Genomic DNA, 26474 nt, shown 5'->3' on the forward strand with positions numbered 1-26474 from the left:
CATCTCAATGGTGAACGCGCGTTTTTCCCATGGTGTTTTTATCAGGAGCCTGAGCGTGAGACGTTTGAACGTCCGCTGGCGAGGCGGCGTTGGCATCCAGGACTATGCAGCGTATCGTTCCAAAGATTCAGGTACTAGCACAACAACGCACGTCCGTTGCTCATTATTTACGGCAGGCACGATGCGCGGGTAAACCTGAGGGCGTCACTGCAAAGATTTAGCCCGCGTATACCGTCAGCATTTATGCCAGTTACGCTCATGCGCCATTTATGGAAGAAGCCGCGCGTTGCAACATAAGTTTGTGCAGGCGACAGCGCGATTAGCGTCTAAAAACCGCTGAACTGCGTTAACAAAACGGTGCGCTACGTGAATTCTGAGAAAAGTCGTGAGGCTGAGCCAGGCAGATTTCGCGTAGCGCACCGGCAAATTACTGCGGCATGCTGAAATCTGCACATCAACAACTGTAGGGCAGAGGCGTGGCGTGCAAGATGGAGAAGCTCAAAACGACGCAGTTCGGATCTAAAATACAATTTAACATAATATACATTATGCGTACCAAAGTAGATTCCGGCGGGATCTGGCGTAACGCGGTCGTCATTGCCCTGGTGACTGAGCGTTGCGACGCGATCATGGCCCGGTACGCGGGTTCCGGGTTTCAGCACTCAGGTTCACATCGCGCGGGTTCCTGATGGCTTTCAACTTTTCGCGCGAGCCGTTAAGACTGGTTATCGCACCGCTTCAGTAAGGCGCTAGCGGATAACACGTTGTCCAGTTGTAGTTGACTCTCGCTAACGTTAATTCTCCCGCCACCTCGCCAAAATTAACGTCCTGACGTTCAAGGAAAAACGCGCGTAGGGTTTGAGGTAAAAATGCCGCGCCGTAACGTAACAGCGTGCTGTGCCAGAATGGCGCCGGTAATGCGCCGCCGCGGTGACGCCTCAGCAGTTCATCTTTCCAGGATGAATCCAGAATCTGTTCGCAGAACGCCTCGCGCATGGCGAAAGCTGGCTCCTCAGGAATGCCCGCAAGCAACAACTGACTGGGCAATGCCACTAACCGGAGATCGTGAATAACGATTTTTCTCGCATTAAACCCGGCCCACAGCGTGGTCAGTTGCTCCACCTTTGCGGGCAATGGCTCGTTGATGTCATACAGCGGCAGCGTCAGGGGTAAGAAAGTAAAATGGAAGCCGTGTACCGGCAGCGTATCGGCAAGCGGATCGTCCTGCGCGACACGTCGCAGGTCATCCAAAAGCCGTGAGACCGCGCCGGACACCGGCGGTTTAATGCCCGTTGCCAGTGCGAGTTTCACCGGATCGTAGTAGCGCTCCTCGCGGATTTCCCCTGCCCCTGGATGTTCCGTCCACGTCGCGAGCGTGCTCTCGTTTGCGTAACGATATTTCTCTTCAAGCATCAGTCGATTCATGACAGCGCCCGGCGTTCAACTCTTGCGATAAAGTCGTTTTTCAGCGCGCTGTAGATATCTGACTGATGCCCGCTGTCGCGCGCGGCGGCAAGTTTTATCTGCGCGTATTCCTGCGCGATATCGTCATGGGCGCGCAGATAGTCGCGAAATGCCAGGTGGCGCGTCACATGCGCGCTCCCGGCCGCAAACGCATGGAGATGATGCGTGCGCACGGCGTCGCCTTTGACATAATAACGCCTGCCGGGAATGCCGTATTCGCCACGCGGCGTGTAGCCCTGCGCCTGCATGGCATCGGCGAACGCATCGAGCAGCGCGACGTCAGTGACTTCAAGCAGCATGTCGATGACCGGTTTCGCCGCAAGCCCCGGCACCGACGTACTGCCAATATGATGAACGGCCACGATAATCGCCCCGAGCGTGGCGCGAAGCGTATCGGCCTCCTGGCGGAAACGTTCCGGCCAGGCCGGATCATAGTTTTCAAGCGTTATCTGGCGTGCGGCCATGGGGGCTCCTGTGCAGGCTCAGCCCGGTTGCAGCGTTTCCATCACGATCTGCGCGCCCGGCATCATAATAGTTAACCCGTCGATAAGTTCCTGGGCCGCGGCGCTGGCGGCCTCTTGCGGCATCGGCGGTAAGCATTCCAGAATAAACCACATCGCCTGCGCGTGCGAATCCAGCCGGGTGCGCACGCCCTGCCGCCAGTTCCAGCGTCGACACGTCACGCCCGCGTCATCGCGCCATACCGCTTCGCCCGGTTCCGGCGGGTCGTTGACGGGCTGGCCTTCTTTTAGCGTATCAAAGTCTTCACTTCCGTCGGCAATGACCAGTCGCGGATCTCCCTGATACGCATCACGGTTTTCGCCGCCGACCGGCACGGCGTATTTAATGCTTACGGCGTTATAGAGGTCGACCACCGGATCGATCGACGGCAGATTCCCGTCGCGCGCGACGCGTTTGCGCAGCGCCTGCGCCGAGCACGGCGTGCGTTTGGGTTTAGCGCCGAACGCCTGAAAGACGCTGTCCCAGGCCTCAAGGTGCGCCTGCGCCCACGGGAAATCGGCGGTCTGAACATGGCGGCAAGCCGCTTCAAGCGCCCTTCTTCCTGCGTCGCTATCCGCGAGCGGCGCGGCGATCACCTGAATGCTGATGGCCCGAAAGCCTGGCGCGAGCAGCGCGATTTGCGGCGCGATTGACGGTTTTAACGGTTTCATAGGATAATCCTGTAATGACTATTTTATTTCATGGTAATGACCAGTGACCCAAAAAGTCAATATAATGACTGATGCAGGTGCCGATGCTGACTCCCTGAGCCTCGCCCTGGCGCAGCGTTTAAAAAGCTGGCGCAAAGAGAACAAAGTAACGCTGGATGCGCTTTCGCAGCGCGCGGGCGTCAGTAAAGGCATGCTGGTTGAGCTGGAAAAAGCTGCGGCCAATCCGAGTATCGCCATTTTATGTAAAATTGCCGCCGCGCTGGGGTTATCGGTGGCGGATTTGTTGGATGTGGCGAGCCAGCCTGCGGCGCGGCTCATTGATGCCGGGTCTATTCCGGTGTTATGGCGTGGCGAACACGGCGGTACGGCGCGGTTGCTTGCCGGCACGAGCGGTCCGAATATGGTGGAGTTATGGCGCTGGGAGATGCCGCCGGGCGACGCGTTTACTTCGCCGGGGCACCCGCACGGCACAACGGAACTGCTGCATGTCGAGCATGGCGTACTGACGCTCGTGATGAATGAAGAGCCTGTTCAGGTGCCCGCCGGATCGTCCGTCGTGGCCCGCACCGATGCCCCGCACCGCTACGTTAATGAGCAAAACGAAGCGCTTACCTTCACCATGACGGTCTTCGAGCCGCACTAAACGGTCTCTTTACGTGACAACGTCACCTTCAAATCGCTTGCACAGTGTCAGGCGGTTTTGCGCGCCTGCGCTGTACTGGACTTCATCCACGCACGCCATAATCAGCATCAGCCCTCGCCCGCCTTCACACATCAGCGCCGCGTCGTCGTCCTGCGCGGTAACACGGACGGCGTCCAGCTTGCCGTCAGGAATGGCCTTGCCATCGTCAGTCAGAATGACCCGCGCGCAGGCGGCATCGCGCTGAAACTCCACCGTGAACCGCCGCGTCGGCGTCTCGTCCAGCGCATGGCGGATAACGTTCGCCGCCGCCTCGCACACCGCTAAATCCAGCGCGAAGCGCCAGCTGTCGTCCGCCGGTAATGACGCCATAAACTGCGCGAGCGCGTCGGCGAGCGGGCCGAGCGCCTCAAGGCGCGCCGGGAGCGTCAGGACGTCGCTCATTGGCTCATCCTTTTAACCGGGCGAGCGCGGCGGCGCGATCGGCGCAGAGCACAAACACCCGATCCATGCGGGTGAGTTTGAACATGTTCATAATGTTGCCGTTCAGCGAACAGAGCGCCATCTCCCCTTTGCCGTTCATCTGCTTAAAGAGCGCAATCAGCGTGCCGAGACAGCTACTGTCGATAAAATCCACGCGCGAGAAATCGATAATCAGCCCGCCGGTGGTGCGGGCTATCTCCTCGCTCACGCCCTGGCGAAACGCGGCCGCCACCGAGGCGTCGAGCCGACGCGCCACCGGCGTAATCACGCTCACGCCGTCCAGAAGTTCAGTTTCAAGATTCATCGCGCTCTCCCTCAGGGCTTCGTTCAATAATTAACAGTGAGACATCATCGGCCATCGCCACCTGATCGCCCTTCTTCTCGGCGCGCCAGCCGACCAGCTTTTCATGCAGCGCCGGGAAAATCGCGTCGAGCGGGCTGGAAACGTGACGCTGTAACCAGTTCTCCAGCCGATCCTGGCCGAACTGCTCATGGTGTGGGTTTTCGCACTCGGTAATGCCGTCGCTGTAGAGACAGAGCCGGTCGCCGGGGCGCAGCGTGAATGGCGTTTCATCCCAGCTTAATCCCGCCAGTAGCCCGACCGGCGCGCCGCCGCTGCCGATGCGCGTGATCGTGCCGTCGGGGTGCGTGATAAACGGCGTTGGGTGGCCTGCCTGGCACAGGGTGCCCTCCCCGGTTTCGGTATCGATAACGCCATAGACCATCGTGAAATAGCTGACTATCTCGGTGTCATCGTGGCAAAAGCGCTCATTGAGGATGCGAATCACGTCATGCGGCGCGGTCACGCTGTCGCCATCGAACAGAAAACGCTCCACCGCCCGCCCGTGCAGGAACTGGCGCGCCACCGCGAGCGACATCATCGCCGCGCCGACCCCGTGGCCAGCCACGTCAACACAGTAAAACCCGAGATGCCTGTCGAGCGGGAACAGATTAAAGATATCGCCGGAGACATAGGCCGACGGCACAAACAGCCAGTCGGCGAAGAAATTGTCGTACTGCATTCGCCGCCCCGGCAACACCGAACGCTGAAGCTGCGCCGCGGCCTGTAAGTCGCTTTCGATTTGCGTCAGCGCCTCGCGCAGCCGCGCGTTGCGGGCCGCGAGCGTCGCTTCAAGCTCCAGGATACGCTCGCCCGCGTGCAGCCTCGCGCGCAGTTCGCTCTGGTTGACGGGTTTACTGAGAAAATCATCGGCCCCCGCCTGGAAGCCGAGCGCCAGATCGTCCACGCTTTCGCGCGCGGTGAGTAAAATCAGGTAGATATAGTGATCCTGAAAGCGCGCGCGGATCTCCTGGCAGAGCGTCAGCCCGTCCATCACGGGCATCTCCCAGTCGCTTAACACCATATTGACCCGCTGCGTCGCCAGCACGTCCAGCGCCGCCTCGCCGTTCACGGCTTCCAGCACCTCATAGCCCCATTTCCCCAGCATGCTGCCGAGCAGCCGCCGGTAGACCGTGGAGTCATCAACAATCAACACTCGCTGTCTGTCAGGCATGACGTCTCCTCAGAAGGGTAAATACCAGATAAGGCTGACGGTGCCCTCGCGGAACTTGCCGTTGCCGCTGGCGTGGCCTGGATAGCGCGTGCCGCTGTAGTTGGCGTACTGAATCGAGAACGTGCCCGGTTTGTAGCCCGCGTAGCCGAAGCTGTAGCTGTAGTCGCCATTCCACGGCTGCTGCTGGCTGCTCTCCGGGTACCAGAACGCGGTGGCGCGCACGAAATAGTGTTGCTTGTAGGTATACCCGCAGCCGCCAAGCAGGACGTTTTTATTGCTGCGAATGCCATTGCTCGCCAGATCGTAGTAACGCGGCACCCAGGTGTAGCCCGCCTGGCAGATAATCGTATCGCCTTTGTTGATCAGCAGATGTTTTTCCAGCGGTTTGGGAAGCGTGAATTTATAGGCCGCCGTCACGCCGCCCTGCTCAAAATAGGTGTGGCGTTTGTTGCCGGATGGCCAGATATGGTTATCGCCATAGTTGCTGTAGACCAGGCTGAAGGTGTTGGCGTGCCAGTCGTCATAGCCGAAGCTGTAGCGGAAATCGCTGGTATACCGGCTCAGGTCACGTACCGGCGCGCGCAGCGTGACGTTGGCAAAGAGAAAGCTCCAGGGGGAATATTGCAGGCTGAGGTTGACGGTCTGGTTGATTTTATTGGTCTGCGACGCGGTATCGCCGCTGTTCGGGATAGACACCCACTGCTCTTTGAGCCCGCTGTTAAAGCTCAGCGCGCCAGAGAATTTATTATTGTTGCCGGAGAAAAGCCGTCCCCAGCGGCTCGTGAACACGCCCGCCTGAATCGGCTCCGCCTCGGTATCGGCGCTCTCTTTCGCAGCCGTACTGGCAGGCGGCGCGGCGGCGATGCCCGGCAGCGGCGCCAGTGCGAGCGCAGCCAGACCGAAGTAGTGAAATACCCTCGTCATACCCTTGTCGTTCCTTAATTGGGGATCCAGCGTCCGGCGACGTCATACTTCGCCATCAGCCAGAGAATGCCCAGCGCCACGCTGTGAACCAGCGTATTTTGCAGCCAGGCCTGATGCCATAAATCGAAATGCACCACCTGGCTTACCAGCAGCACCACGTACACATGCAAAATAAAGGTATAAAGCGAGTGCTGGCCGAGCGGGATAAGAAACCAGCCGGTCAGGCGGTAGATGGGCGTCCAGCACCAGGTCAGCAGCAGATAAACCGTCACCATCAGGCTAAAGTCGTTAAGCACCCGCAGCGGGCCGAGACCGTTTTTCGCAGCCCAGGTGTGGTAAAGCGCGTTGAAATCCGCAGGCGGCATCACATGCATCAGCAGCGCAGGCGGCATAAAGGGGTTGGTGTGATTCTGGGCGATAAACAGTAATACCAGCGCGCAGATGACCATCACCGTGACGGTCACTTTCCCCGGCCCGGTGCGGGCCAGCGACAGCAGCTCCTCTTTATGCCAGCCGCAGCACATCCCTAACACGTAGATAAACTGCCAGGCCATCAGCGGGAACGCGAACTCGAATTCGCTGTTGGTTAAACGCAGCGGCGTGACCTGGTAGAGCCCGTACACGAGCGCCGACCCGGCAATTAACCACGGCGTTTTACGATATTGCAGCAGCGCCAGATACAGCGGGCTGAGCAGCAGTAAAAAAACGTACAGACCCAGGATTTGCGTCTGGTGCGGCCCAATTTGCAAAAACAAAATAATGTTGAACCAGGTTTCTTTTATTTGCGGCGTGGCAGGAAACAGTGACCAGCTATTCCCGGAGAAACGATCGACGAAATGCGTTATTTCAAAGGTATTGATATAGGGTATTTTCGATAACAACAGTACGCTCAGAATAATAACGATATTAACCAGATAGATTTTCCAGGCGCGCCGCCAGAGCGTCCATCCCACCGTCAGCAATACGGCTTTTTGCAGCCGCTGGCGATTGAGCATGCCGAGCATAAAACCCGCCAGGATCACAAAGCCTTCGGCACCGGTCGTTAATCCAAAACGCTCCCACGTCAATATATTAAATATCGACATCACTTCCGTATGCGCCACTATCATCATGACGAGCGCAATGCCGCGCATCAGATCGATACGCAGATCGCGCCGGTCTGCCGCCACATAGCGCCAGGAGACGCGCGCGCGCGGCATATCGCGGGTTGAAGCTACGCTTGCAGAATCGGTCATCGGCACGGGTTCTTATCGGCTGGGGCGCCCACTCCGGGCGGCGCAATATATTCTGAGTATTATCAGGAAAGTGTATACGGCAATAAGCGGCTGTCAGCGTTTCGCGAAAAATATATTTTCCCAACCGGGTAAACGCAAAAACGAAACGGCGCAAATGCCAGTGAAAAATTATCCTGCTGGAAAGTTCAGCGCGGGCATCTACAATCACTTCATAAACTTAAAACGAATGTTCTGTTGCGCCAGAGATATTTCGCTGACGGGAAATAATTGCCTTTGATAATTATTTCCCGCCACTGTCTGGGTTGTGTCTGGATGATGATACCGCTATGGGCTTTTATTTCTCCCGCTTTGAAGACCGTAAACCGCCGGAGCCGTTAAAAACGCCCCGCGTCGTGAAAATTCTCTGGCAGATAATGTCCGTCGCGGCGTTGGTGCTCGGCGCAAACTATATTCGCTGGCGCTGGACCGAATCGCTCAATATGGATGCGCTGTGGTACGCGCTGCCGCTGGTCATTGCGGAAACCTGCGCCTGGATTGGCACGGTGCTGTTTACCATCAACCTTTGGCGCGAGGACGACCCGCCGCAACAGCCCGCTCCGCTGGATATCAACGACTGCCTGAACCCGGACGACCGCGCGGAGTCGCGCCCGGTGCGCGTCGACCTTTTCATCGCCACCTACTCCGAAGATGTCGAGCTGGTGCGGCTGTCCATCAAAGACGCGCTGAAGATACGCTACCCCGGCCCGCTCGATTATCGCATCCACGTGCTCGACGATGGCCGCCGCCCGGCGATGCGCGCGGTGTGCGAGGAAGAAGGCGTGAATTACATCACCCGCGAGACCAACATCGGGTTTAAGGCCGGCAACCTGCGTAACGGTCTTGAGCAGACCGACGGCGATTTTATCGTCATTTGCGATGCCGACACGCGCGTCTTCCCGACGCTGCTTGAGCATACGCTGGGGTATTTTCGCGACCCTGACGTCGCCTGGGTGCAGACGCCGCAATGGTTTTTCGATCTGCCCGAAGGCGAGCGACTGCCGCGCTGGCTGGCGCGCAAAGCGGGTAAGCCGGGCTATGCGCTCGGCTGGCTATCGGAGAAAATCGTCGGCCCGGTGACGCTCGGGCGCGATCCGTTCTTTAACGATCCGCGCATGTTTTATGATGTGATCCTGCGGCGTCGCAACTGGGCCAACGCCGCTTTTTGCTGCGGCGCGGCCTCGGTGCATCGTCGCGAGGCCATTATGCAGGCGGCGCTGCGCAGTTATGTCTGGACGGTGGAAGAAGAGATTGACCGCCACACCCGCGATATTCGCGACCTGTCGATGCGTGAGGCGCTGCAGGACGCCATGCGCCCGCACGTGCTCTATGACACCGAGCTGACGCCGTATAAATTCCACGTCTCGGAAGATATCTACACCTCTATCGTGCTGCATGGCGACAGCGCGCGCCGCTGGCGCTCGGTGATGCATCCGCGCATCGAATCGAAAATGCTCTCGCCGCAGGACATGCTGACCTGGATTATTCAGCGCTTTAAATACGCCGCGGGCTCGCTCGATATTCTCTTTCACGACAATATCTTCAGCCGCCGCCGTTTTAAGCTGTCGCTGCCCCAGACGCTGATGTACGCCACCACGTTCTGGTCCTATCTCGCCTGCGTCTGGAACACGGTGTTTCTGGTCTCGCCGCTTATCTATCTCTTTACCGGCATCCCGCCCGTCTCCGCCTGGTCAACGCCCTTCTATCTGCATTTTCTGCCGTTTTTTATCGTCTCGGAGCTGGCGTTTATGTTCGGAACCTGGGGGATTTCGGCGTGGGATGGCCGCGCCTCGTATCTGGCCTTTTTCTCGATGAACCTCAAAGCGCTGGATACGGTGCTGCGCGGCGAGCAGATCAAGTTTCACGTGACGCCGAAAGAGCGCCAGACCGGGCGGTTTCTCTACCTGGTGAAACCACAAATCGCCATTGTGGTGCTGACGCTCATCGGGCTTATCTGGGGCGGAATTCAGGTGGCGCGCGGCGCGGTGGATGACCCGTCCGGCTATGTCATTAATATTTTCTGGGGCGCGGTCAACATCGCCGCCATGCTGCCCATGATCATGGCCGCCATGTGGCAGCCGGCGGATGAGGAGAGCGGCGCATGAAAGTCACCGACGCCCTGCTGAGCGCGCGCAGCTATATCACCATTCTGGTGGGCTTTCTGATTGGTTTCGCCGTGGTGGTGTGGGTCGAGCGCCAGATGCCGACGCGTGTGGAGAGCAGCAGCGGCATTACGCTTAGCGAAGATTTCCCGCCGCTGCCGCAGTCGCGGCAGCTGACCTTTGACGAGGCCATCTGGGCGCGCGTCGCCTGGCAATATTTCGTCAACAATACCCGCCCCGACGGGCTGGTGAACGCGCAGGACGGCGCGCCGTGGTTCAGCCTCTGGAGTACCGGCAGTTATCTGCTGGCGGCGGTTTCCGCCTACCGCCTGGAAGTGATCACCCGCGACGAGTTTAACGAGCGCGTCACCGCGGCGCTGTATGCGCTCGGCGAACTGCCGCTGACGCCTGAAGGCCTGCCCGCCGCGTATTATCGCGGGCAGCCACAGGAGATTTTAGGCAAGCCCGAAAGCAGCGCCATCGGCGCCGGGCGCCTGCTGATGGCCTTGCAGGTGCTGCTGTGGCACTACCCGCAGCATGCGCCCGCCGTGACCGCCCTGCTGTCGCGCTGGCATCTCGACGCGCTGTTTGTTCAGGCAAAAAATACCAGCGCCGCGCTGCCGGTGCGCCACTGGGTGATCCCGACCGACGAGCCGCGCGACAGCTTCGGCTATCGCACCTACGCGAGCCACACGCTGCGTCTGATTAACACCACCGCCGGGCTTGCCGTCACGCAGTCGCCGGAAGGCCAGAGCATGATCGATATCGACGGGATCATGGTGCCGGATGAAGGGCTTCGCACGCCGTGGGGCAAACAGCCGTCGCTGGTAAGCCTGCCCTGGCTACTGACGGGCCTTGAGCTCGGCTTTGACGCCCAGAGCGGTGAAGTGGCGTGGCGCATCATGCAGATCCAGCAGCGCCGTCATAGTCTGCGGGTGCGTAAACCGCCCATCAGCACCGACTACGCCGAACAGGCGCCCGATTACGCCACCGCCATTCCCGAGCGTCAGCCGGAGCGCGAACCTGGCGAAACCGCCTATGACAAAACCGCGCCGGAGCGCACGGCGATTACCTCCACCCGCTCCGCCTTCGCCTGGTATGCGCTCTTTCGCAACGGCTGGAGCGAAGCCCTGCGCCAGCAGGTGCAACCGCTGCTGGTGCCGGGAAAAGGCTGGCAGCGCGGTCTGAATCTGAATAACAGCGTGAATAACGTGATTGATGCCGACACCAATGCGGTGGTGCTGGAGAGCCTTGCCTATATCACCGGCGGGCAACTGCTCTGTCTGGGATGCCAGCACACGCCTTCCACCGCCAATGCTTCTGCGGGAGTGACACCATGACTTTGAGATTTTTGCCCCAGTTTCTTCGCTTTTGCGCCTGCCTCTTTTTGCTGCTGGGCTGTACGGTGACGGCGCAGGGCCGGGGGCAACTGCCCGCGAACGACTACCCAGCGCGCCACGGCGAGCTGACCGCGCGCGAAATGACGATGGCGAAAAACGCCTGGCAATATTTTGTGGTTAACTACCAGCCCACCACGGGGCTTGTTAACGCCGTAAACCAGTACCCCTCGACCACCATGTGGGATACCGGCTCTTATATCGGCGCGCTCGTGGCGGCGCGCGAGCTGGGCATTATCGATAAAGCGGAGTTCGACCGCCGAATGCTGAAGCTGCTCGGCACGCTGAATAAACTCGACCTGTTTCGCAGTCAGGTGCCGAACAAAGCCTATAACACCATTACCGCGCAGAAGGTGAACTACGTAAACAAGCCGGGCGAAATCGGTTTTTCGGCAATCGACATCGGCCGCATGCTGCTGTGGCTGAAAAACGTCAAAGAGCGTTACCCGGAATATGGCAACAGCGTCGATAACATCGTGCTGGGCTGGGATTTCACCAACGTGGTCGACCCCTGCGGCACGCTGTACGGATCGTATCTCGAAAATAACCAGCCGAAATATGTTCAGGAAGGCCGTCTGGGGTATGAAGAATACGCGTCGGCGGGGTATCAGCTCTGGGGCTTTAATACCTGCCAGGCGAATCGCCCTGAGCCTTACGCGCTGGCCGATATCTATTGCGTGCTGGTGCCGTATGATTCCCGCGACCCGCGCCGTACCAGCCAGCATAACTACGTCGTGACGGAATCCTACCTGCTGTACGGGCTGGAGATGGGCTGGGATACCGCCAAAGACCGCGACGACAGCCCGAATAACTACACGCACCCGTGGATGAAGGACTTCGCCGACCGCGTCTATCAGGCGCAGGAGAACCGCTACACCATCACCGGGGTGCTGACGGCCCGCTCCGAGCATCAGCTCGATAAAGCGCCGTACTTCGTTTACGACACCGTGTTCAGCGACGGCTTCAACTGGAACACCATTACCGATAAAGGCCAGTACGTGCCGCAGGTGGCCGCCGTGTCGCTTAAGGCGGCGCTCGGTATGTGGGTGCTGTGGGATTCGCCCTACACCGACCGTCTCTTTTCCACCATTGAGAACGCCAACGATCCGAAACAGGGATATTACGAAGGCATTTATGAGAACGGCGACGGGCCGATCAACGCTTTCACCGGCAACAACAACGGCATCATGCTCGAAGCGCTGCTCTATAAAAAACAGGGCAAGCTGCTGCGCTTTAACACCAACGATCCGAAGAGCAAAGATTACGCGCCGTCCCTGTGGGAGAAAAAACTGGTCGATCTGTTTGAGGACAACAACACCCGCCGCAACCGTCCGTTCCTGAACATGACGCCGGGCATCCAGAACTGGTGCCAGCAGAGCGGCACCGCGGTACGCAGCAAGCCGACCTGCCAGGCCTGCCAGTGCGCCACCTGTAACGATGACGAACCTGTGAAACTGCCACCGGTAACCGCGACATGCTTAAAACAGTAAGCCGTCTGCTGCTTATTCTCGCCGTACTGGGCGCGCTCGTCGCCTGGCTGTTGCTGCGCGATGACCGCGCCGGGTGGCGCTGGGTCTCGCACGGGGGCTGGCACACCACGGCGCGTATCAGCGCGCTCACGCCGCAGGAGCGCGAGTGGGCCGCCATCGCGTGGCGTTATTTCGAGAACAACACCCAGGACGCGACGGGGCTTGTGAACGGCAGCGATAAACGCCCCGTCGCTTCGCTCTGGCAGATAGGCGACGCGCTGATTGCCCTTACCGCCGCGCGCGAGCTGGATCTGGTGGATGAAAAGACCTTTGACGCCCGCCTGACCCGCCTGCTCGGCACCCTTAACCGCCTGCCGCTGACCAACCGCCAGACGCCAAACCGGCTCTACTCGACGTGGACGCCGGCGATGGTGGATTTCACCGGCAAGCCGGGCGTGATGGGCTGGTCGGCGCGCGATATGGCGCGCCTGATGCTGGCGCTGCGCCTGGTGGCGCAATATCACCCGCAGTACAGCGAATATCTGGAGCGCGTGGTGATGCGCTGGAATTTCTGTCCGGTCATCGATAAAGACGGCGCGCTCTATGCCGCGCAGATGCAGAACGGGCTGCTGGCGCCGCGCGACGAAATTCGGCTTGGTGAAAGCGAATACGCCGCCGCAGGTTTCAGCCTGTGGGGGTTTCAGCCCGCGAAAGCCTGGAGCCCGCCCTCGCAGAACGTGATCATGTACGAACGCGCGCTGCCGGTCGACGCCCGCGACCCGCGCACGACCTGGCAGCCGTCGCTTATCACCACGCTGCCTTATACCCTGCCGGGGCTGGAATTCGGCTGGGAAGTGCCGGGCGTCGATCGCGAAAAAATCGACAACCTGCGCGAGCGCGCGCATCTCGTTTATCTCACCCAGGAGAGCCGCTGGCAGCAGGAACGCATCCTTACCGCCCGCGCCGATTTCACGACCAGCGCCGCGCCGTGGCACGCCGCCGACACCGTCTGGGCCAACGGTTACGGGTGGAATACGCTCGGCGATGACGGCAAAGAGTATCCGCGCCTGGCCCAGGTCTCCACCAAAGCGGTGTTCTCGCTCTGGGTGCTGTGGGACACGCCCTACACCGACGCGCTGATGCAGGCGACCCGCCTGATGTATGACGAAAAGCGCGGCTGGTATGAAGGGCGCGTCGAAGCGACGGGCGACTATAACCGGTCGCTGACGCTCTCCACGAACGCCACCGTGCTGGAGGCGCTGTTTTACAAAGCCAACGGCGGCCCGCTGTTGTCCAGTGACGCCCCCGCCCCCGGCAGCTATTTCAGCCGCCGTCTGAGCGACGTGTTCAACCCCCTGCGCCAGTGTCTGCCTGGCGAGAGCCGCCCGGAGGTTCGCCGATGATGCTCTATCGGGATCTGTTTGATGAAAGCTACAGCCGTCTCTTTCCCAACGACGACAAGCAGCCCTTTTTCGAACGCTTCTACGCCCGTTTTATCCATATGACGCCGGAAACCGAACACCACTTCGCGGCGGTGGAGACGCAAACGTTGCGCCGGTTTGTTTATAAAAGCTTTTTCGCGATGCTAATGGTCGATGGCGTGCTTATGGTGCCCGACTTCCTGGAGCGGCTGGCGCGTCAGCAGGAGAGCAACGGCGTGCGCCTGCCGCCGAATTTTTTCGCCCACTGGCGGCGGGCTATCCTGGAGACCGTGGCGGAGCTGGATCCGAAGTGCGATGAAGAAGTGCTGACCGCCTGGGCAATGACCATCGCGCCAGGGCTTGAGTATATGCGCCGTCAGGCGGAGCTGAACTATCAGCCGGGAGCGCAGCCATGAACGGCCACGCTTTCCCTGCGGCGCTCGACGCGCTGCCCGCCGCCCTGCTGTTTTACGATAAAGACGAGCGGCTGGTCGCCTGGAATGTCCAGGTCAGCCACTTTTATCCGGGCATCGTCGGGCATCTCACGCCTGGCGCGACGCTAAGCGCGCTGGCGGCGGAGTTCGTCAACACCGGTTTTCAGACCGACAGCCGCAGCCGTGACGCGCTGATCGCCTCGCTGCTCGCCAACTGTCGTCAGGACGGCCACTGCGAAGTGCGCCAGCTCCATGCGCGGCGGCTGTTTATTCAGCATCAACGCACTGCCGACGGCGGCATTATCAGCCTGCACACCGATATTACCGCGCTGGATAGCGTGCAGAGCACGCGCCAGCTGCTGCATGACGATTTCCTGCTGGCCGCCGAGTCGATACATATCGGCATCTGGGACTGGCAGATAACCACCGACGTCATGCATCTTAACGACGCCTTTCTGAACCTGCTGGGCGAGCCGCGCGGGCAGCTGCAGCACAACAGCCGCTTTTTACTGGGGCTAATCCATCCCGAAGACCGGGATCTGCTGAAAAACGCCATGCAGCGCGCCAGCGAGCATCAGATGCCGGTGTTCGAATGCGAAATTCGCGTGCAGCACCGCAGCGGCAACTGGCTCTGGATGCTGCTTTCCGGGCAGATCATCGCGCTGACCGTCACCGGCGAAATCGAACGCTTAATCGGCACGCTCCAGGACATCACCCGGCGTAAAGAGGCGGAGCTGATTTCCCGCGAGGCGGCCAACGCCGCGCGCGCCGCGAATGAAGCCAAAAGCGCGTTTCTGGCGAACATGAGCCATGAGATCCGCACGCCCATGAACGGGATCCTCGGCATGACCCAGCTGTGCCTTGATACCGAACTTGACGACGAACAGCGCGAATATCTCTCGCTGGTGATGAGCTCCGCACAGTCGCTGCTGCATATCATCGATGACATTCTCGATTTTTCCAAAATCGAGGCGGGCAAAATCGTCCTGCATGAAGAATATGTCGCGCTGCGGCCCTTTATTCAGTCGCTGGTGCGCCCGCTGATGCCGCTCGCCAGCGAAAAACAGATAGAACTGCTGGTCGATGTGGACGAGCGTGTGCCGGAGATGATGCGCGTTGATGTGGTGCGCCTGCGTCAGGTGCTCACCAATCTGCTCAGCAATGCGCTGAAATTCACGCCTCAGGGCGAGATCCTTCTCGCCGTCGCGCCCGGCGCGCAGCCCGACGAATGGCGTTTTCGGGTGCGCGACAGCGGCATCGGCATTCCGCCGGAAAAACAGCAGGTGATTTTCGAAGCCTTCAGCCAGGCCGATACCTCGACAACGCGCCGTTACGGCGGCACGGGGCTGGGGCTGACCATTTCCGCGCGGCTGGTGGCGATGATGGGTGGCCAGCTGACGGTCGCGAGCGAGGCAAACCAGGGCAGCGAATTTAGCTTTACCCTGCCGCTGCAAAGCGCGGCGCAGACGACGCCGGACGTGCAGCCGCTGACGCACTTCACCGGCGAGCGGGTGCTGGTCGTTGACGATAACGCCACTAACCGCCGTCTGATGCATGCCATGCTCAGCCAGCTTGGCTTAAACCCAGTCTGCGTTTCTGGCGCTGCGGGCGCGCTCGCCCTGCTGGAGCGCGACAGCGATTTCCCGGTGATCGTGCTCGACGCGCAGATGCCGGAGATGGACGGCATTTCGCTGGCGCTGGAGATCTCCGTGTTGCCGCAGGCGTCGCGCAGCAAAATTATCATGCTCAGCTCCATGAGCCGCGACCTTGACCTCTCGACGCTGCGCCGCACCGGCATTGCCTGGTATCTCAATAAACCGGTCGATCAGCAGGAGCTCGCCCGGGCGCTCGGCGAAGCGCTACGCCCCGATCCGGCGACGCCCGCGCCGGTCGCCCCTGCGCCCGCGCCTGTACTTGCCGAGAGCGCGCCGATGCGCATTCTGCTGGCGGAGGATAACCCGGTGAACCAGCTGCTCGCGGTACGGCTGCTTGAGAAACTCGGCCATGAGTGCGTGACGGTCGATAACGGCCTGCTGGCGCTGGATCAGTGGCGTCAGGGCGGCTGGGATATTCTGCTGATGGATTTACAGATGCCGGTGATGGACGGCGAAGCGGCCATTCGCGCGCTGCGTCAGGAAGAGGCGCAGCGCGGCGGGCATCAGGCGGCGATTGTGATGACCGCGCATGCGATGCAGGGCGATAAAGAGCGCTGTCTCGCGATGGGCTTTGATGGCTACCTGTCCAAACCCGTCGCCCTGGTAGCGCTTGCCGATGAGCTGTCGCGTTTCTCGCCCGCCACGCTTCCCCCGCCGCCGGACGGCCTGCCAGACAGCGCGCAACTGCTGGCAGCGTTCGATGGCGATCTGGGGCTGCTGAAGGAGCTGCTGGGCCTCTTTAGCGAAGGCTTTGACGAACTGGCGGGGCTGCTTGACGCGGCGCTCGCCACTGGCGACGGCCAACAGGCCCACCGGCTGGCGCACAAGCTGCGCGGTGAAGCGGCGACGTTCGGTTTTGAAGGGCTCACAACGCTATTGCAGGAGATAGAAAGCCAGGAGCCCGACGCATCAGCGGCGCAACGCGAGGCGTGGCGTCAGGCGCTCGCGACGCAGCAGCGTCGGGTGCGTGAATTCCTGATCCAACTGCTGGAGGGGTGATGAAACAACTGGCCTGTGCGGTCTGTCTGCTTACCAGCGGCGCGGGGTATGCCAGCCCTACGCCTTCTGTACCGGTGCCGGTGAGCTGGTCGCTTGCGGGCGACTGGCGCGCCCACGACGGCAACGACGCCGCGTTTGTCGGCCAGCAAGGCCCGGTTCGCGACTGGCGCACACTGCGCGTGCCGTCGAACTGGTATACGCAGGGGCTCGATCATCAGGGCGTGCTCTGGTATCGCCATGAATTCACCCTCCCGCCGCTGCCCGCGGACACCATGGCGACGCTACAATTTGACGGCGTCGATTACTACGCCGACGCCTGGCTGAACCGTCAGCCGCTCGGCAAACATGAAGGCTACTTCCAGCGCTTCGCGTATGACATCAGTGATAAGTTACAACGTCACAACAGGCTCGCGGTGCGCGTCGACAGCCCGTTTGAAGATCCGAAGACTATCTGGCCGTTGCATAAAACAATGGTCAAAGGCGTTCTCAATCAACACGATACCCGCCCCGGCGGCGCCTGGTCGCCGCGCGGTCAGGACGCTAACTCCGGCGGGATCTGGGCGCCGGTGCGGCTGCATCTGAGCCGTGGCGTGACGGTCGATAACCTGATCCTGCGCCCCGACTGGCAACAGGGCCTCGATAAACCGCAGCTGCGCGTCGAGCTGGTCTACCGCGCCACCACGGCGCGCGAGGTGGATTTAGTCTTGCGCGCCCGTCCGGCGAATTTCGCAGGCGAGCATTTTAAGCAACAGCAGAAAGTGCGGCTTGAAGCCACGGGCACCACGCCGCAGCGCCTCACGTTTACCCTGCCGATGGAGCGCGCCAGACTCTGGTGGCCAAAAGGCTATGGCTTTCCGCACCTTTATCGCGTCAGCGCGACCTTCAGCGATGACCAGGGCGTGATGGAGCAAATTGCGAGCCGTACCGGGCTGCGCCAGATTGTCGAACAGCCTGACAATCAGGGCTGGGTGCTGAATGGCAAGCGGATTTTTATCAAGGGCAGCAACTACATCGGCTCGCCGTGGCTGAGCGAGATGGATGAGAAAAAATACCGCCGCGATATCCAGCTGGTGCTCGACATGAATGCCAACGCCATTCGCGTGCACGGGCATGTCGCCGGGCGTCCGCTCTACCGGATGGCCGATGAGATGGGGCTGATGATCTGGCAGGATGTGCCGCTCCAGTGGGGCTATAACGACAGCGAGGCATTTGCTGAAAACGCCGCCCGCCAGAGCCTGGAGATGACCGAGCAGATCGGCAATTCGCCTGCGATTATCGCCTGGGGCGGTCACAACGAGCCGCCGTGGAACTCGCCGTGGATGGAAAAGCGTTTTCCTGACTGGAACAACAACCTTAACCGTGTGCTGACAGAGCGCGTGGCGGATGCGCTCGCCAAAGATGACAGCCGCATCGTTCACCGCTATTCCGCCGTGGAAGAGCATTACTGGCAGGGCTGGTATTTCGGGGTAATGACCGATGTGCTGCAACCGGCGAAAACGGGCATCATCACGGAATTTGGCGCGCAGGCGCTGCCGAAGCTCTCGACGCTTAACACCATTATCCCTGCCGATAAACGCTGGCCCGCCTCGACAAAAGCCGACGATCCTGACTGGACAGTGTGGAAATACCATAACTTCCAGCCGTTCCAGACGTTCGGCTTTGCCAAAATTCCGCGCGGCGAGAATATGGAGCAATTCATCCATAATACGCAGAAATATCAGGCCGATCTGGTGGGCCTCGCGGCGGAGAGCTATCGCCGTCAGCGCTATCAGCCCGTCACCGCCCTGTTCCACTTTATGTTTGTCGAGACCTGGCCGTCGATTAACTGGGGCGTGGTGGATTATCTGCGCCAGCCGAAGGCGGGCTATTACGCGCTGCAACGCGCCTATCAGCCGCTGCTGCCGTCCATCGAGCCGGTGACCCTAAACTGGCGGGCCGGGACGCCAGGCGTGATTAAATTATGGACAGTAAACGATAGTTTTTCCGCCTGCGACGGGTGTACACTGCGCTGGCGCGTGAAAACGCCCGGCGTGACCGGGCAGCAAGAGAGCAAGCCGATGACCATCCCGCCTGACAGTGGTCGCCAGGTGGCGCAGCTGACGTTCACTCCTACCGCCCCAGGCGCGCTGCGTATTGAGTACGAAATCCTTGATGCGCAAGGCAAAATGGTCGGTCGTAACTTCTACGAGACCACCGTTGCGCCCTGAGGCGTCGTAGTCCTGTACGGTTAACTGGACGCCCCGTGGCGTTCAGTCTCTTCTTAAACTCTTTGCCGCCCGGTTAAAGAGCGATAGCGATTTGCTAAACTTAGAGAATCTTAAACAAAAGCCGCTCTGGAGGTACGTATTAGCATGTTTCAACAGACAACACGCTTACCTTTCACAGAGGAGTTAGCTGAAAAGGTGCGTATGGACCCTGAATCTGGCGAACTAATCCCGGATACCCGCGATGTCGAGCCGCAGCCTGAAACGATCGAGGGCATGCCCGCCCCTGACGCGCTGACGCCCGCCGACCGCTACTTAGAGCTGTTTGAGCATGTTCAGGCCTCCCGTATTTTCGCGGACAGTAAAACGTTCCCGGACTGCGCGCCGAAAATGTCGCCGCTGACCATCCTGATGAACTACCGTCAGGCGAGACGTCAGCCAGGCTTCGACCTGCGCCGCTTTGTCGAAGAGCACTTCTACTTTCCGGTGATTAATACCAACCCGTATGTGTCAGACCCGAACCGGACGCTGACGGAGCATATCGACAATTTATGGCCCATCCTGACCCGTCAGCCGCATGAGCATCTGGAGAACTCGTCTCTGCTGCCTCTGCCGCAGGCCTACATCGTGCCGGGCGGGCGCTTTACCGAGACCTATTACTGGGACTCCTACTTCACCATGCTCGGCCTTGCCGAAAGCGGCCGCCACGATATGCTGCGCTGCATGGCGGATAACTTCGCCTGGATGATTGAAAACTACGGGCATATTCCGAACGGTAACCGCACCTATTATCTGAGCCGCTCGCAGCCGCCGGTGTTCGCGCTGATGGTAGAGCTGTTCGAAGAGGACGGCGTGCGCGGCGCGCGGCGCTATCTGGATCACCTGCTGATGGAGTACGCGTTCTGGATGGACGGCGCGGAAAACCTCGAAGCGGGTCAGGCCTTCCGCCACGTGGTCAGAATGGCGGACGGCGCGCTGCTGAACCGTTACTGGGATGACCGCGACACCCCGCGTGATGAATCCTGGCGCGAAGATGTGGAAACCGCCAAACTCTCGGGCCGTCCGGCCAGCGAAGTCTATCGCGACCTGCGCGCGGGCGCGGCGTCCGGCTGGGACTACTCCTCACGCTGGCTGCGCGACGCCGACCGTCTGGCGAGCATTCGCACCACGCACTTCCTGCCGGTAGATCTCAACGCATTCCTGTACAAGCTGGAAACGGCCATCGCCAATGTGGCCCAGCTGAAAGGCGATCCGCTGACCGCGACCGTGTTTCGTAAAAAAGCCATCGATCGTCGTGAGGCGGTGAACCGCTATCTGTGGGATGACGAGCTGGGCGCGTTTCGCGACTACGACTGGCGTCGTGGCCGTCTGGCGTCGTTCTCCGCCGCCTGCGTGGTGCCGCTCTATGTCGGAATGTCGAGCTATGCGCAGGCCGATCGTATCTCGGCGAATATCCGTGAGCGGTTGTTGTCGCCCGGCGGCATCCTGACCACCGAAGTGGAAACCGAACAGCAGTGGGATAAACCGAACGGCTGGGCGCCATTGCAGTGGATGTCCATTCAGGGCCTGAAAAACTACGGCGACGACGCGCTGGCGGACATTATCGCTAATAACTGGTTGCGTACGGTGAAACGATTCTACAACGAGAACCATAAGCTCATTGAGAAGTACCATATCGCTGATTACTCGCCGCGCCCCGGCGGCGGCGGCGAATACCCGTTGCAGGACGGCTTCGGCTGGACCAACGGCGTCACGCGCCGCCTGATTGCGCTGTACGGCGAGCCGTAAACGCGACGGTGTGCGTCAGTAAAATAAAGGGCAGCCTCATGGGCTGCCCTTTTTCATGGCGTCTTACGCTTAAAACGAGGCGCTGACGCCGATGTTATAGCGCGCCTGCTCGCCGCTGCTGAGCCCCGCCGTTTGCGACAGCGCCGCAAAGGCCGAAACGTTACTGCTTAGCGCGACGCTGGCGCCTGCGGTGATATCCATCCAGTTTTTGTCATCCTCGGCGCCGTCGCGGCTGAAGGTCAGCGCGGTCGATTTCAGCCCGCCCTGACCGCGCCAGACCGAATCGCCGAACTGATGACGATAATCGACCTGCGCGTAAGGTTTCACCGGGCCGATGTCGGCGTCAAGACGCCAGCCGATGCTGCCGATTTGCGAATGGAAATTCTGGTCGCGAAAACGCATCGCGGTGCTGTCATCGCCCGCTTCGCTGTACCCGTCCACATGACTGTAATCCCACGCGTACTGCACCACCGGGCCGGTTTTCAGCGCGTCGGTGACGGGGATATCCAGGCCCGCCGTCAGGCGCGCGCCCCAGAGTTTCGCGTCGGTTTCGCCCGTCTCGACGCGCGTCAGCGGCCCGAGTTCCACGCGACGCTGGATATTGCGGTACTCGCCTTTCAGCCAGTGCACATCCGCGTTGACCCAGCCCGGCCCGACATCGAATGCCGTAAAGAGCGCCGCCTGATAGCCGCGCGCGTCAAAGCTCAGATTATCGGTCGGACGCTGATCGTCCAGCGAACCGGCAATCAACGCACCGACCAGCCAGTTTTCGGTGATGCGGTAATCCGCGCCGAGCGTAAGATTATTGGTGTTCGCGCTGCCGTCGCCGGTTTGATTATCCGTATAGCGGGCGTACTCGCCGCTGTAGCCGCCGAACACACCCGCGCTGCCCTGCTCGCGATCCTCCATGCGGCGCTGCTGGTAACGGCTGTCGAGCGTGGCGCGGCTGTTCTGCACCTGCGCGGCCGTCGCCTTGTTCAGCAGCGCAACCTGCGCCGGCGCGGCCAGGATCGATTCGATGTAATCGGCGATAAGGCTGTGTACCTGCGGGCTCGGATGCAGGTGATCGGCAAACAGCCACGCCTGGCTTGCGTCAAAACCGGCGCTCGATGACGTACAGTCGGCGGCGGAAAGCCCCGGCGGACACGCCATGCCCGCGGTATTGGTGATACCGAACTGCGTCGGGTCGACGAGGATCTCGTTAAAGATTTTGTTGATATCGGCACGCACGATATTGCCGCCGCCGCTCGCGACCAGCGCCTGCTCTTCGGTGGCGTTATAGAGTGTGCTTAACGCCGACACGCGCTCCGCGAGGGTTTGATAGGCGGAATAGAGCCCGTCGGCCAGCGCCTGTTGCAGCGCAGGCAGCGCACTGACCTCGCCCGCTGCCGCGAGGAACGCGGCCCGGATGGCGTCCTGACGCGCCGCGAGCGTCGGCGTGGTGGCGCTGTTGAGCGAGGCAAACGCCGCCTGCAGCGCCGCGGTATTGCCGCCGGTGCCGAGCTGGATCACCGATTCGACCATTGTCGGCGTGGCGGAGACATCCGGCACCGTCGGCACAATCACTGTTCCCGCGCCCGCGTTCAGCAATGTGCGCACCTGAGACGCGGCCGCCGTGGCGCTGCCGCTGACAATAGACGTTGCCTGCAATGGGTTCAGCACCGCCGCGCCGAGATCGTTACCGCCGACCCAGTGAATATAGAGCCCGTTTTTGTCCGCCCGCCCGCCGGTCTGGCTGAGATAGCCCTGCACCTGATCCTGGGTATTGTCGTCACCGATGGCGGGCACGGCCACGCCCCCGCCTGCCGCGTAGTTCGTGCCGCCCTTGTCGGACGGGGAAAGCGTTACGCCATAGTGGCTGGCGAGGATTTCGTCATACAGCGGATAGCGGTCGCTGTCGAAGGTGTAGCGGCCATTGTTGCCGGTGTCGCTCAGGCTGTCGCCGAAGATATAGAGGTTATCCCAGGCGACGGCGGGTGCGGCTGCGCCACAGGCTAAACCCAGCGCCAGCGCAACCCGAACAGATAGACCAGAGAGTGGAAAAGACATACGCGCTCCTGCGTTTCACATGTTTCAGAGGTAAATTTCATAAATGAAGCGATGCGCTATTGAGTGTAGAGCGTTTCTGAAAGCGCACCGGGTTAACACCTGGAATTGAGAGCCTGCCAGAAAAAGATGACAGTTTGCCCTTTTCTCCCTGTTAGACTTTTAGCGGTGCGAAGGGTTAGGTAGAGGGTTCTGAATAACACTTAAAGGATGTTGTAACTAAAGTGATGTATCCGAAAAAAAACCCGGCAGGCGCCGGGTTCATTTCAGGCGTAATGGCCGTCAGCACAGCGGCGCGACAGCCTCGCGCATCCCTTTGGTGAGGATGGCGTCCAGATCGCGCGTCACCTGTTCCGCAAGCCCCGGCACCGCCGTCAGATCCTGCTCCCAGTGCTCGCCATCGGCCAGTACCACATCCACCAGTTCGCGCAGCGAAAGGGTTTTATCACCGAGCGCCGTCCAGAGCTGCTGGTAGCGCTCCAGCCAGTGTGCGTCATCCTGCAGCGGGTAGCTTTCGCCATTCCGCTCGCCGCGATAAAACGCAATCAACGCCGCCAGCGCGAACGTCAGGCGCGGCGGCAACGCGCCCTGCTGCGCCTGCCCTGCCAGCAACTGCGGCAGAATGCGGGTGCGGAATTTGGTCATGCCGTTAAGCGCAATCGACAGCAGCTGATGTTTGATATACGGGTTGCGAAAACGGCTCACCACCGCGTTCGCAAAGGCGTTCAGTTCGTCGCGCGGCAGATCCAGCACCGGGATAATCTCGTCGTGGATGGCCTTCTCCACAAAAGCGCACACCTGCGCGTCATTCATCGCGTCGCCGACGGTATCGAGCCCTGCCAGGAAGGCCACCGGCACCAGCGCAGTATGCGCGCCGTTGAGGATAGCGACCTTACGCGCTTTATACGGTTTAATGTCATCGACAATCCGCACGTTGAGCGGCAGTTTATCGAGCCGTAATTCCTGCGCGAGCCACTGCGGTCCCTGAATAACAAACAGGTAGAAGTGCTCGGCGGTATCGAGAAACGCGTCGTGGTAGCCGAGGCTCGCCTCAAGCGCTGCGACTTCATCGCGCGGGTAGCCGGTGACGATACGGTCAACCAGCGTCGAGCAGAACGTATTCGCGCGGTCGAGCCATGCGATAAACGCCTCCGGCAGCGCCCACTCGTTGGCGTAACGCAATACCAGTTCACGCAGCGCCTCGCCGTTATAGTCAATCAGCTCGCAGGGAATGATGACCCAGCCTTTCTCCTGCGCGCCGTTAAAATGACTGAAGCGCTCGAACAGCAGGCGCGTGAGCTTCGCCGGGTAACTCACCGCAGGCGCGTCGTTAAACGTATCGCCCGCGTGATAGCTGATACCCGCTTCGGTGGTATTGGAGAAGACAAAGCGAATATCCGGGTTATGGGCGAGCTTCAGGAATTCATCGTACTGCGCGTAAACGGCAATCTCACGATTCACGGAACGAATCAGTCGTGATTCGCTCACTGCCTCGCCCTTCTCATTCAGACCGCGAATAATCGTGGTATAGAGACCGTCCTGCGTGCTGAGCGATGGTGGAAAATCGCTGGCGATGGGACGCACGATCACCACCCCGGCGTTCAGGTCGGTGTGTTCATTGAGCAGATCAATCTGCCAGTCGATAAACGCACGAAGGAAATTTCCTTCACCGAACTGAATAATGCGCTCCGGGTAGAGTGCGCCTGGAAAATCACGACGATTCAATGTGTTCACAATGTGTTCCTTGATGGAGTGTAAGCAGACCACGAACTGAGAATGCGCTCCACGCTATCAGAACAAACATTAATGAAACCCCGTTTTGATCAAACTGCACTGAGTTATTAAAAAATTTTATAGATGCTTAAAAAAAAAGGTTGTGGAACAGGTCGCGCCGTCCGGCATTAAGGCGTAATGCGGGATCTCACCGACCCGTTGCCATTGATTGCGTGAATAAAAACGCTCGGCATCGCTGCCCGTAGCGGTATCGAGCACCAGTACCGTCTTACCCGCCTTACGGGCTTCGTGTTCCAGCGTCTCCATCAGCGCCTTTGCAATGCCTGCGCGGCGGGCTCGCGTATGCACTAACAGCTTGGCGACATCCGCGCGGTGCGGCTGATTTTCCGGCTGACTCAGCACCAGTTGCACGGTGCCGACCACACCGCCGCCCTCTTCCAGCGCCACGATAACGGCGCGCTCGTCACGGGCCGCGCTCTGCGCCACGTTGAGCCAGAAATGTCGCGCTTTCTGCGCATCGATGGGCAGCATAAAACTCACCGACGCGCCGCCTTCGACGCAGTTCATCAGCACATCACAGAGGGAATCGAGATAAGAGGGAATTTCCGCCGCGCTGAGGCGACGCACGCTGTAGGGTAAGGACATCATCACTCCGCCATGAATTGTGATTAAAAGGTGAACCTGATAAGCACTATCATGGCGGAGAAACGACGCGGCGGTCAGAGGAAAATCTTATTGATCTGCCTTTTTATGCGCCGTTTTCATCTGGTACATCTCGTCGTCGGCGGCTTTCAGCAGGCCCGCGAGCCCCTGATGTTTATCATCGTCAAACTGCACCACGCCCCAGGAGAAACCGAGCCGCCACGGTTTGCCGCTGTCACGGTTAAAGGCGTCGGTCTTCTCGACGAGATACTGCATCGCAATCCAGGCGCCTTTGTCGTCGGTGTCGTTAAACAGCACCACGAACTCATCGCCGCCCTGACGCGCCAGCAGATCGCTGTCGCGGAAGGCGCCTTTCATCAGTGTCGCCATCGCGCTTAGCGCCTCATCGCCCGCGGCATGCCCCCAGGTGTCATTGATCTCTTTAAACTCGTCGAGATCGATAAAGCCAAGCGACATCGGCTCGCTGCGACGACGGTGCGTGGAGAAGGCATACCCGGCCAGCGACGCGAAACCGCGACGATTCAGCAGGCCGGTGAGATCGTCGCAGGTCGCCACGCTCAGCACGGTGAACTCATCTTCCACAATGGCCGCGAGATCGCGCAGCAGCATGGCGTCGGCCTCGCTGAACTGGCGCGGCTCGGTATCAATGATGCACAGCGAGCCTGCGGTCGCGCCATCCGGCAGGCGCACCGGGCAACCGGCATAGAAACGAATATGCGGCGGGCCGTTCACCAGCGGGTTATCGCGAAAGCGATCGTCGCTCTGCGCGTCGGGAATAATCAGCGGCGCGTTGTTTAAAATGGTGTGGCCGCAGAACGAGACGCGGCGCGGGACGGGGCCGGGCTCGACGCCATCGCAGGAGGCAAACCAGAGCCGCTCCTGATCCACGAGGCTAATCAACGCCACCGGGGAGTTAAAAAGGCGCTTTGCAAGCCGGGTAAGACGGTCAAAACGCTCTGTTGGCGCCGCGTCAAGCAGGCCAGAATCATGCAGGGACTGAAGACGCGCCTGCTCATTAACCGGGATATCGGGTGTTTTCATTGCGCAACCTGTAAGCACTGTTTAATTGAAGCATAGCGTATCCGGCATCAGGC

The 26474-nt window shown here is 60.2% G+C and carries 21 protein-coding genes; 9 read left to right on the forward strand and 12 right to left on the reverse strand.

The window, feature by feature from the left end; all coding sequences use genetic code 11:
• Positions 1-738 precede the first annotated feature (738 nt).
• The 3 genes from AFK67_RS09895 to AFK67_RS09905 are packed head-to-tail and all read right to left on the reverse strand — an operon-like array spanning position 739 to position 2636.
• Complete coding sequence (locus AFK67_RS09895) at positions 739-1425, reverse strand: hypothetical protein (protein WP_032967489.1); 687 nt, start codon at positions 1423-1425, stop codon at positions 739-741.
• Positions 1422-1928 carry a GrpB family protein gene (locus AFK67_RS09900; protein ID WP_007727840.1) on the reverse strand — a complete coding sequence of 169 codons (507 nt, stop codon included), beginning with the start codon at positions 1926-1928 and terminating at the stop codon, positions 1422-1424. Before AFK67_RS09900 ends, AFK67_RS09895 begins: the two co-directional genes overlap by 4 nt.
• 18 nt (positions 1929-1946) lie before the next feature.
• The gene (locus AFK67_RS09905; RefSeq protein WP_007727843.1) at positions 1947-2636 is read right to left on the reverse strand and encodes a B3/B4 domain-containing protein; all 690 of its coding nucleotides are present in this window, start codon (positions 2634-2636) and stop codon (positions 1947-1949) included.
• A gap of 43 nt (positions 2637-2679) precedes the next feature.
• On the opposite strand from AFK67_RS09905, the gene AFK67_RS09910 reads away from it, so the two are divergent.
• The gene (locus AFK67_RS09910) at positions 2680-3279 is read left to right on the forward strand and encodes a helix-turn-helix domain-containing protein (RefSeq protein ID WP_007727845.1); all 600 of its coding nucleotides are present in this window, start codon (positions 2680-2682) and stop codon (positions 3277-3279) included.
• 9 nt (positions 3280-3288) lie between these two features.
• Here the strand turns inward: AFK67_RS09910 and AFK67_RS09915 are convergent, their stop codons facing one another.
• Genes AFK67_RS09915 through opgC form a run of 5 tightly spaced genes read right to left on the reverse strand, consistent with a single transcriptional unit; the run spans position 3289 to position 7432 of the window.
• On the reverse strand, positions 3289-3720 hold the full coding sequence (locus tag AFK67_RS09915) for an ATP-binding protein (RefSeq protein WP_007727847.1): 432 nt from the start codon (positions 3718-3720) through the stop codon (positions 3289-3291).
• Positions 3721-3724: 4 nt separating this feature from the next.
• The gene (locus tag AFK67_RS09920) at positions 3725-4063 is read right to left on the reverse strand and encodes an STAS domain-containing protein (protein ID WP_007727849.1); all 339 of its coding nucleotides are present in this window, start codon (positions 4061-4063) and stop codon (positions 3725-3727) included.
• Positions 4053-5273, reverse strand: coding sequence for a PP2C family protein-serine/threonine phosphatase (locus AFK67_RS09925; RefSeq protein WP_007727850.1), 1221 nt, complete (start codon positions 5271-5273; stop codon positions 4053-4055). Before AFK67_RS09925 ends, AFK67_RS09920 begins: the two co-directional genes overlap by 11 nt.
• Positions 5274-5282: 9 nt before the next feature.
• On the reverse strand, positions 5283-6197 hold the full coding sequence (locus AFK67_RS09930; RefSeq protein ID WP_007727851.1) for a hypothetical protein: 915 nt from the start codon (positions 6195-6197) through the stop codon (positions 5283-5285).
• Between the two features lie 14 nt (positions 6198-6211).
• A complete protein-coding gene (gene opgC / locus AFK67_RS09935) occupies positions 6212-7432 on the reverse strand; it encodes an OpgC domain-containing protein (protein ID WP_032967491.1) in 1221 nt (406 codons plus the stop codon).
• 326 nt (positions 7433-7758) lie between these two features.
• Here opgC and AFK67_RS09940 point away from each other — a divergent pair, with 326 nt between their 5' ends.
• From AFK67_RS09940 to AFK67_RS09975, 8 genes are all read left to right on the forward strand, one after another.
• The gene (locus tag AFK67_RS09940; protein ID WP_038883651.1) at positions 7759-9573 is read left to right on the forward strand and encodes a glycosyltransferase family 2 protein; all 1815 of its coding nucleotides are present in this window, start codon (positions 7759-7761) and stop codon (positions 9571-9573) included.
• Positions 9570-10910: a DUF3131 domain-containing protein gene (locus tag AFK67_RS09945; RefSeq protein ID WP_038883648.1), complete on the forward strand. Its 1341-nt coding sequence runs from the start codon at positions 9570-9572 to the stop codon at positions 10908-10910. Before AFK67_RS09940 ends, AFK67_RS09945 begins: the two co-directional genes overlap by 4 nt.
• On the forward strand, positions 10907-12457 hold the full coding sequence (locus AFK67_RS09950; protein WP_007727862.1) for a DUF3131 domain-containing protein: 1551 nt from the start codon (positions 10907-10909) through the stop codon (positions 12455-12457). Before AFK67_RS09945 ends, AFK67_RS09950 begins: the two co-directional genes overlap by 4 nt.
• On the forward strand, positions 12442-13839 hold the full coding sequence (locus AFK67_RS09955; protein WP_038872051.1) for a DUF3131 domain-containing protein: 1398 nt from the start codon (positions 12442-12444) through the stop codon (positions 13837-13839). Before AFK67_RS09950 ends, AFK67_RS09955 begins: the two co-directional genes overlap by 16 nt.
• Positions 13836-14273: a globin gene (locus AFK67_RS09960; protein WP_007748959.1), complete on the forward strand. Its 438-nt coding sequence runs from the start codon at positions 13836-13838 to the stop codon at positions 14271-14273. The genes AFK67_RS09955 and AFK67_RS09960 overlap by 4 nt, the downstream gene beginning before the upstream one ends.
• Complete coding sequence (locus AFK67_RS09965; RefSeq protein ID WP_038883645.1) at positions 14270-16945, forward strand: response regulator; 2676 nt, start codon at positions 14270-14272, stop codon at positions 16943-16945. Before AFK67_RS09960 ends, AFK67_RS09965 begins: the two co-directional genes overlap by 4 nt.
• Positions 16945-19152: a glycoside hydrolase family 2 protein gene (locus AFK67_RS09970; protein ID WP_038883642.1), complete on the forward strand. Its 2208-nt coding sequence runs from the start codon at positions 16945-16947 to the stop codon at positions 19150-19152. Before AFK67_RS09965 ends, AFK67_RS09970 begins: the two co-directional genes overlap by 1 nt.
• Positions 19153-19296: 144 nt before the next feature.
• Positions 19297-20937, forward strand: coding sequence for an alpha,alpha-trehalase (locus AFK67_RS09975; protein ID WP_032967492.1), 1641 nt, complete (start codon positions 19297-19299; stop codon positions 20935-20937).
• 69 nt (positions 20938-21006) lie between these two features.
• On the opposite strand, the gene AFK67_RS09980 is transcribed toward AFK67_RS09975, so the two are convergent.
• The 4 genes from AFK67_RS09980 to AFK67_RS09995 all read right to left on the reverse strand — a co-directional run bounded on the left by AFK67_RS09980 (position 21007) and on the right by AFK67_RS09995 (position 26421).
• Positions 21007-22986 carry an autotransporter domain-containing esterase gene (locus tag AFK67_RS09980; protein ID WP_007727894.1) on the reverse strand — a complete coding sequence of 660 codons (1980 nt, stop codon included), beginning with the start codon at positions 22984-22986 and terminating at the stop codon, positions 21007-21009.
• Positions 22987-23265: 279 nt separating this feature from the next.
• Positions 23266-24717 (reverse strand): tagaturonate reductase, encoded by a 1452-nt coding sequence (locus AFK67_RS09985; RefSeq protein WP_007727896.1) that lies wholly within the window; start codon positions 24715-24717, stop codon positions 23266-23268.
• A gap of 117 nt (positions 24718-24834) precedes the next feature.
• Positions 24835-25362, reverse strand: coding sequence for a GNAT family N-acetyltransferase (locus AFK67_RS09990; RefSeq protein WP_007727898.1), 528 nt, complete (start codon positions 25360-25362; stop codon positions 24835-24837).
• Positions 25363-25449: 87 nt separating this feature from the next.
• Positions 25450-26421 carry a sensor domain-containing diguanylate cyclase gene (locus tag AFK67_RS09995; protein WP_038883640.1) on the reverse strand — a complete coding sequence of 324 codons (972 nt, stop codon included), beginning with the start codon at positions 26419-26421 and terminating at the stop codon, positions 25450-25452.
• Positions 26422-26474 lie beyond the last annotated feature (53 nt).

Origin of the sequence: Cronobacter dublinensis subsp. dublinensis LMG 23823, from assembly GCF_001277235.1 — a bacterium.
GTDB classification, from domain to species: domain Bacteria; phylum Pseudomonadota; class Gammaproteobacteria; order Enterobacterales; family Enterobacteriaceae; genus Cronobacter; species Cronobacter dublinensis.

What these genes read in the sequence shown, in the direction of transcription:
- AFK67_RS09930 (WP_007727851.1), bottom strand. Translation starts at nt 6,197, where the DNA reads ATGACGAGGGTATTTCACTACTTCGGTCTGGCTGCGCTCGCACTGGCG.
- AFK67_RS09960 (WP_007748959.1), top strand. Translation starts at nt 13,836, where the DNA reads ATGATGCTCTATCGGGATCTGTTTGATGAAAGCTACAGCCGTCTCTTT.
- AFK67_RS09995 (WP_038883640.1), bottom strand. Translation starts at nt 26,421, where the DNA reads ATGAAAACACCCGATATCCCGGTTAATGAGCAGGCGCGTCTTCAGTCC.
- AFK67_RS09955 (WP_038872051.1), top strand. Translation starts at nt 12,442, where the DNA reads ATGCTTAAAACAGTAAGCCGTCTGCTGCTTATTCTCGCCGTACTGGGC.
- AFK67_RS09990 (WP_007727898.1), bottom strand. Translation starts at nt 25,362, where the DNA reads ATGTCCTTACCCTACAGCGTGCGTCGCCTCAGCGCGGCGGAAATTCCC.
- AFK67_RS09920 (WP_007727849.1), bottom strand. Translation starts at nt 4,063, where the DNA reads ATGAATCTTGAAACTGAACTTCTGGACGGCGTGAGCGTGATTACGCCG.
- AFK67_RS09925 (WP_007727850.1), bottom strand. Translation starts at nt 5,273, where the DNA reads ATGCCTGACAGACAGCGAGTGTTGATTGTTGATGACTCCACGGTCTAC.
- AFK67_RS09945 (WP_038883648.1), top strand. Translation starts at nt 9,570, where the DNA reads ATGAAAGTCACCGACGCCCTGCTGAGCGCGCGCAGCTATATCACCATT.
- AFK67_RS09895 (WP_032967489.1), bottom strand. Translation starts at nt 1,425, where the DNA reads ATGAATCGACTGATGCTTGAAGAGAAATATCGTTACGCAAACGAGAGC.
- AFK67_RS09940 (WP_038883651.1), top strand. Translation starts at nt 7,759, where the DNA reads ATGGGCTTTTATTTCTCCCGCTTTGAAGACCGTAAACCGCCGGAGCCG.
- AFK67_RS09980 (WP_007727894.1), bottom strand. Translation starts at nt 22,986, where the DNA reads ATGTCTTTTCCACTCTCTGGTCTATCTGTTCGGGTTGCGCTGGCGCTG.
- AFK67_RS09965 (WP_038883645.1), top strand. Translation starts at nt 14,270, where the DNA reads ATGAACGGCCACGCTTTCCCTGCGGCGCTCGACGCGCTGCCCGCCGCC.
- AFK67_RS09970 (WP_038883642.1), top strand. Translation starts at nt 16,945, where the DNA reads ATGAAACAACTGGCCTGTGCGGTCTGTCTGCTTACCAGCGGCGCGGGG.
- AFK67_RS09900 (WP_007727840.1), bottom strand. Translation starts at nt 1,928, where the DNA reads ATGGCCGCACGCCAGATAACGCTTGAAAACTATGATCCGGCCTGGCCG.
- AFK67_RS09905 (WP_007727843.1), bottom strand. Translation starts at nt 2,636, where the DNA reads ATGAAACCGTTAAAACCGTCAATCGCGCCGCAAATCGCGCTGCTCGCG.
- AFK67_RS09950 (WP_007727862.1), top strand. Translation starts at nt 10,907, where the DNA reads ATGACTTTGAGATTTTTGCCCCAGTTTCTTCGCTTTTGCGCCTGCCTC.
- AFK67_RS09915 (WP_007727847.1), bottom strand. Translation starts at nt 3,720, where the DNA reads ATGAGCGACGTCCTGACGCTCCCGGCGCGCCTTGAGGCGCTCGGCCCG.
- AFK67_RS09975 (WP_032967492.1), top strand. Translation starts at nt 19,297, where the DNA reads ATGTTTCAACAGACAACACGCTTACCTTTCACAGAGGAGTTAGCTGAA.
- opgC (WP_032967491.1), bottom strand. Translation starts at nt 7,432, where the DNA reads ATGACCGATTCTGCAAGCGTAGCTTCAACCCGCGATATGCCGCGCGCG.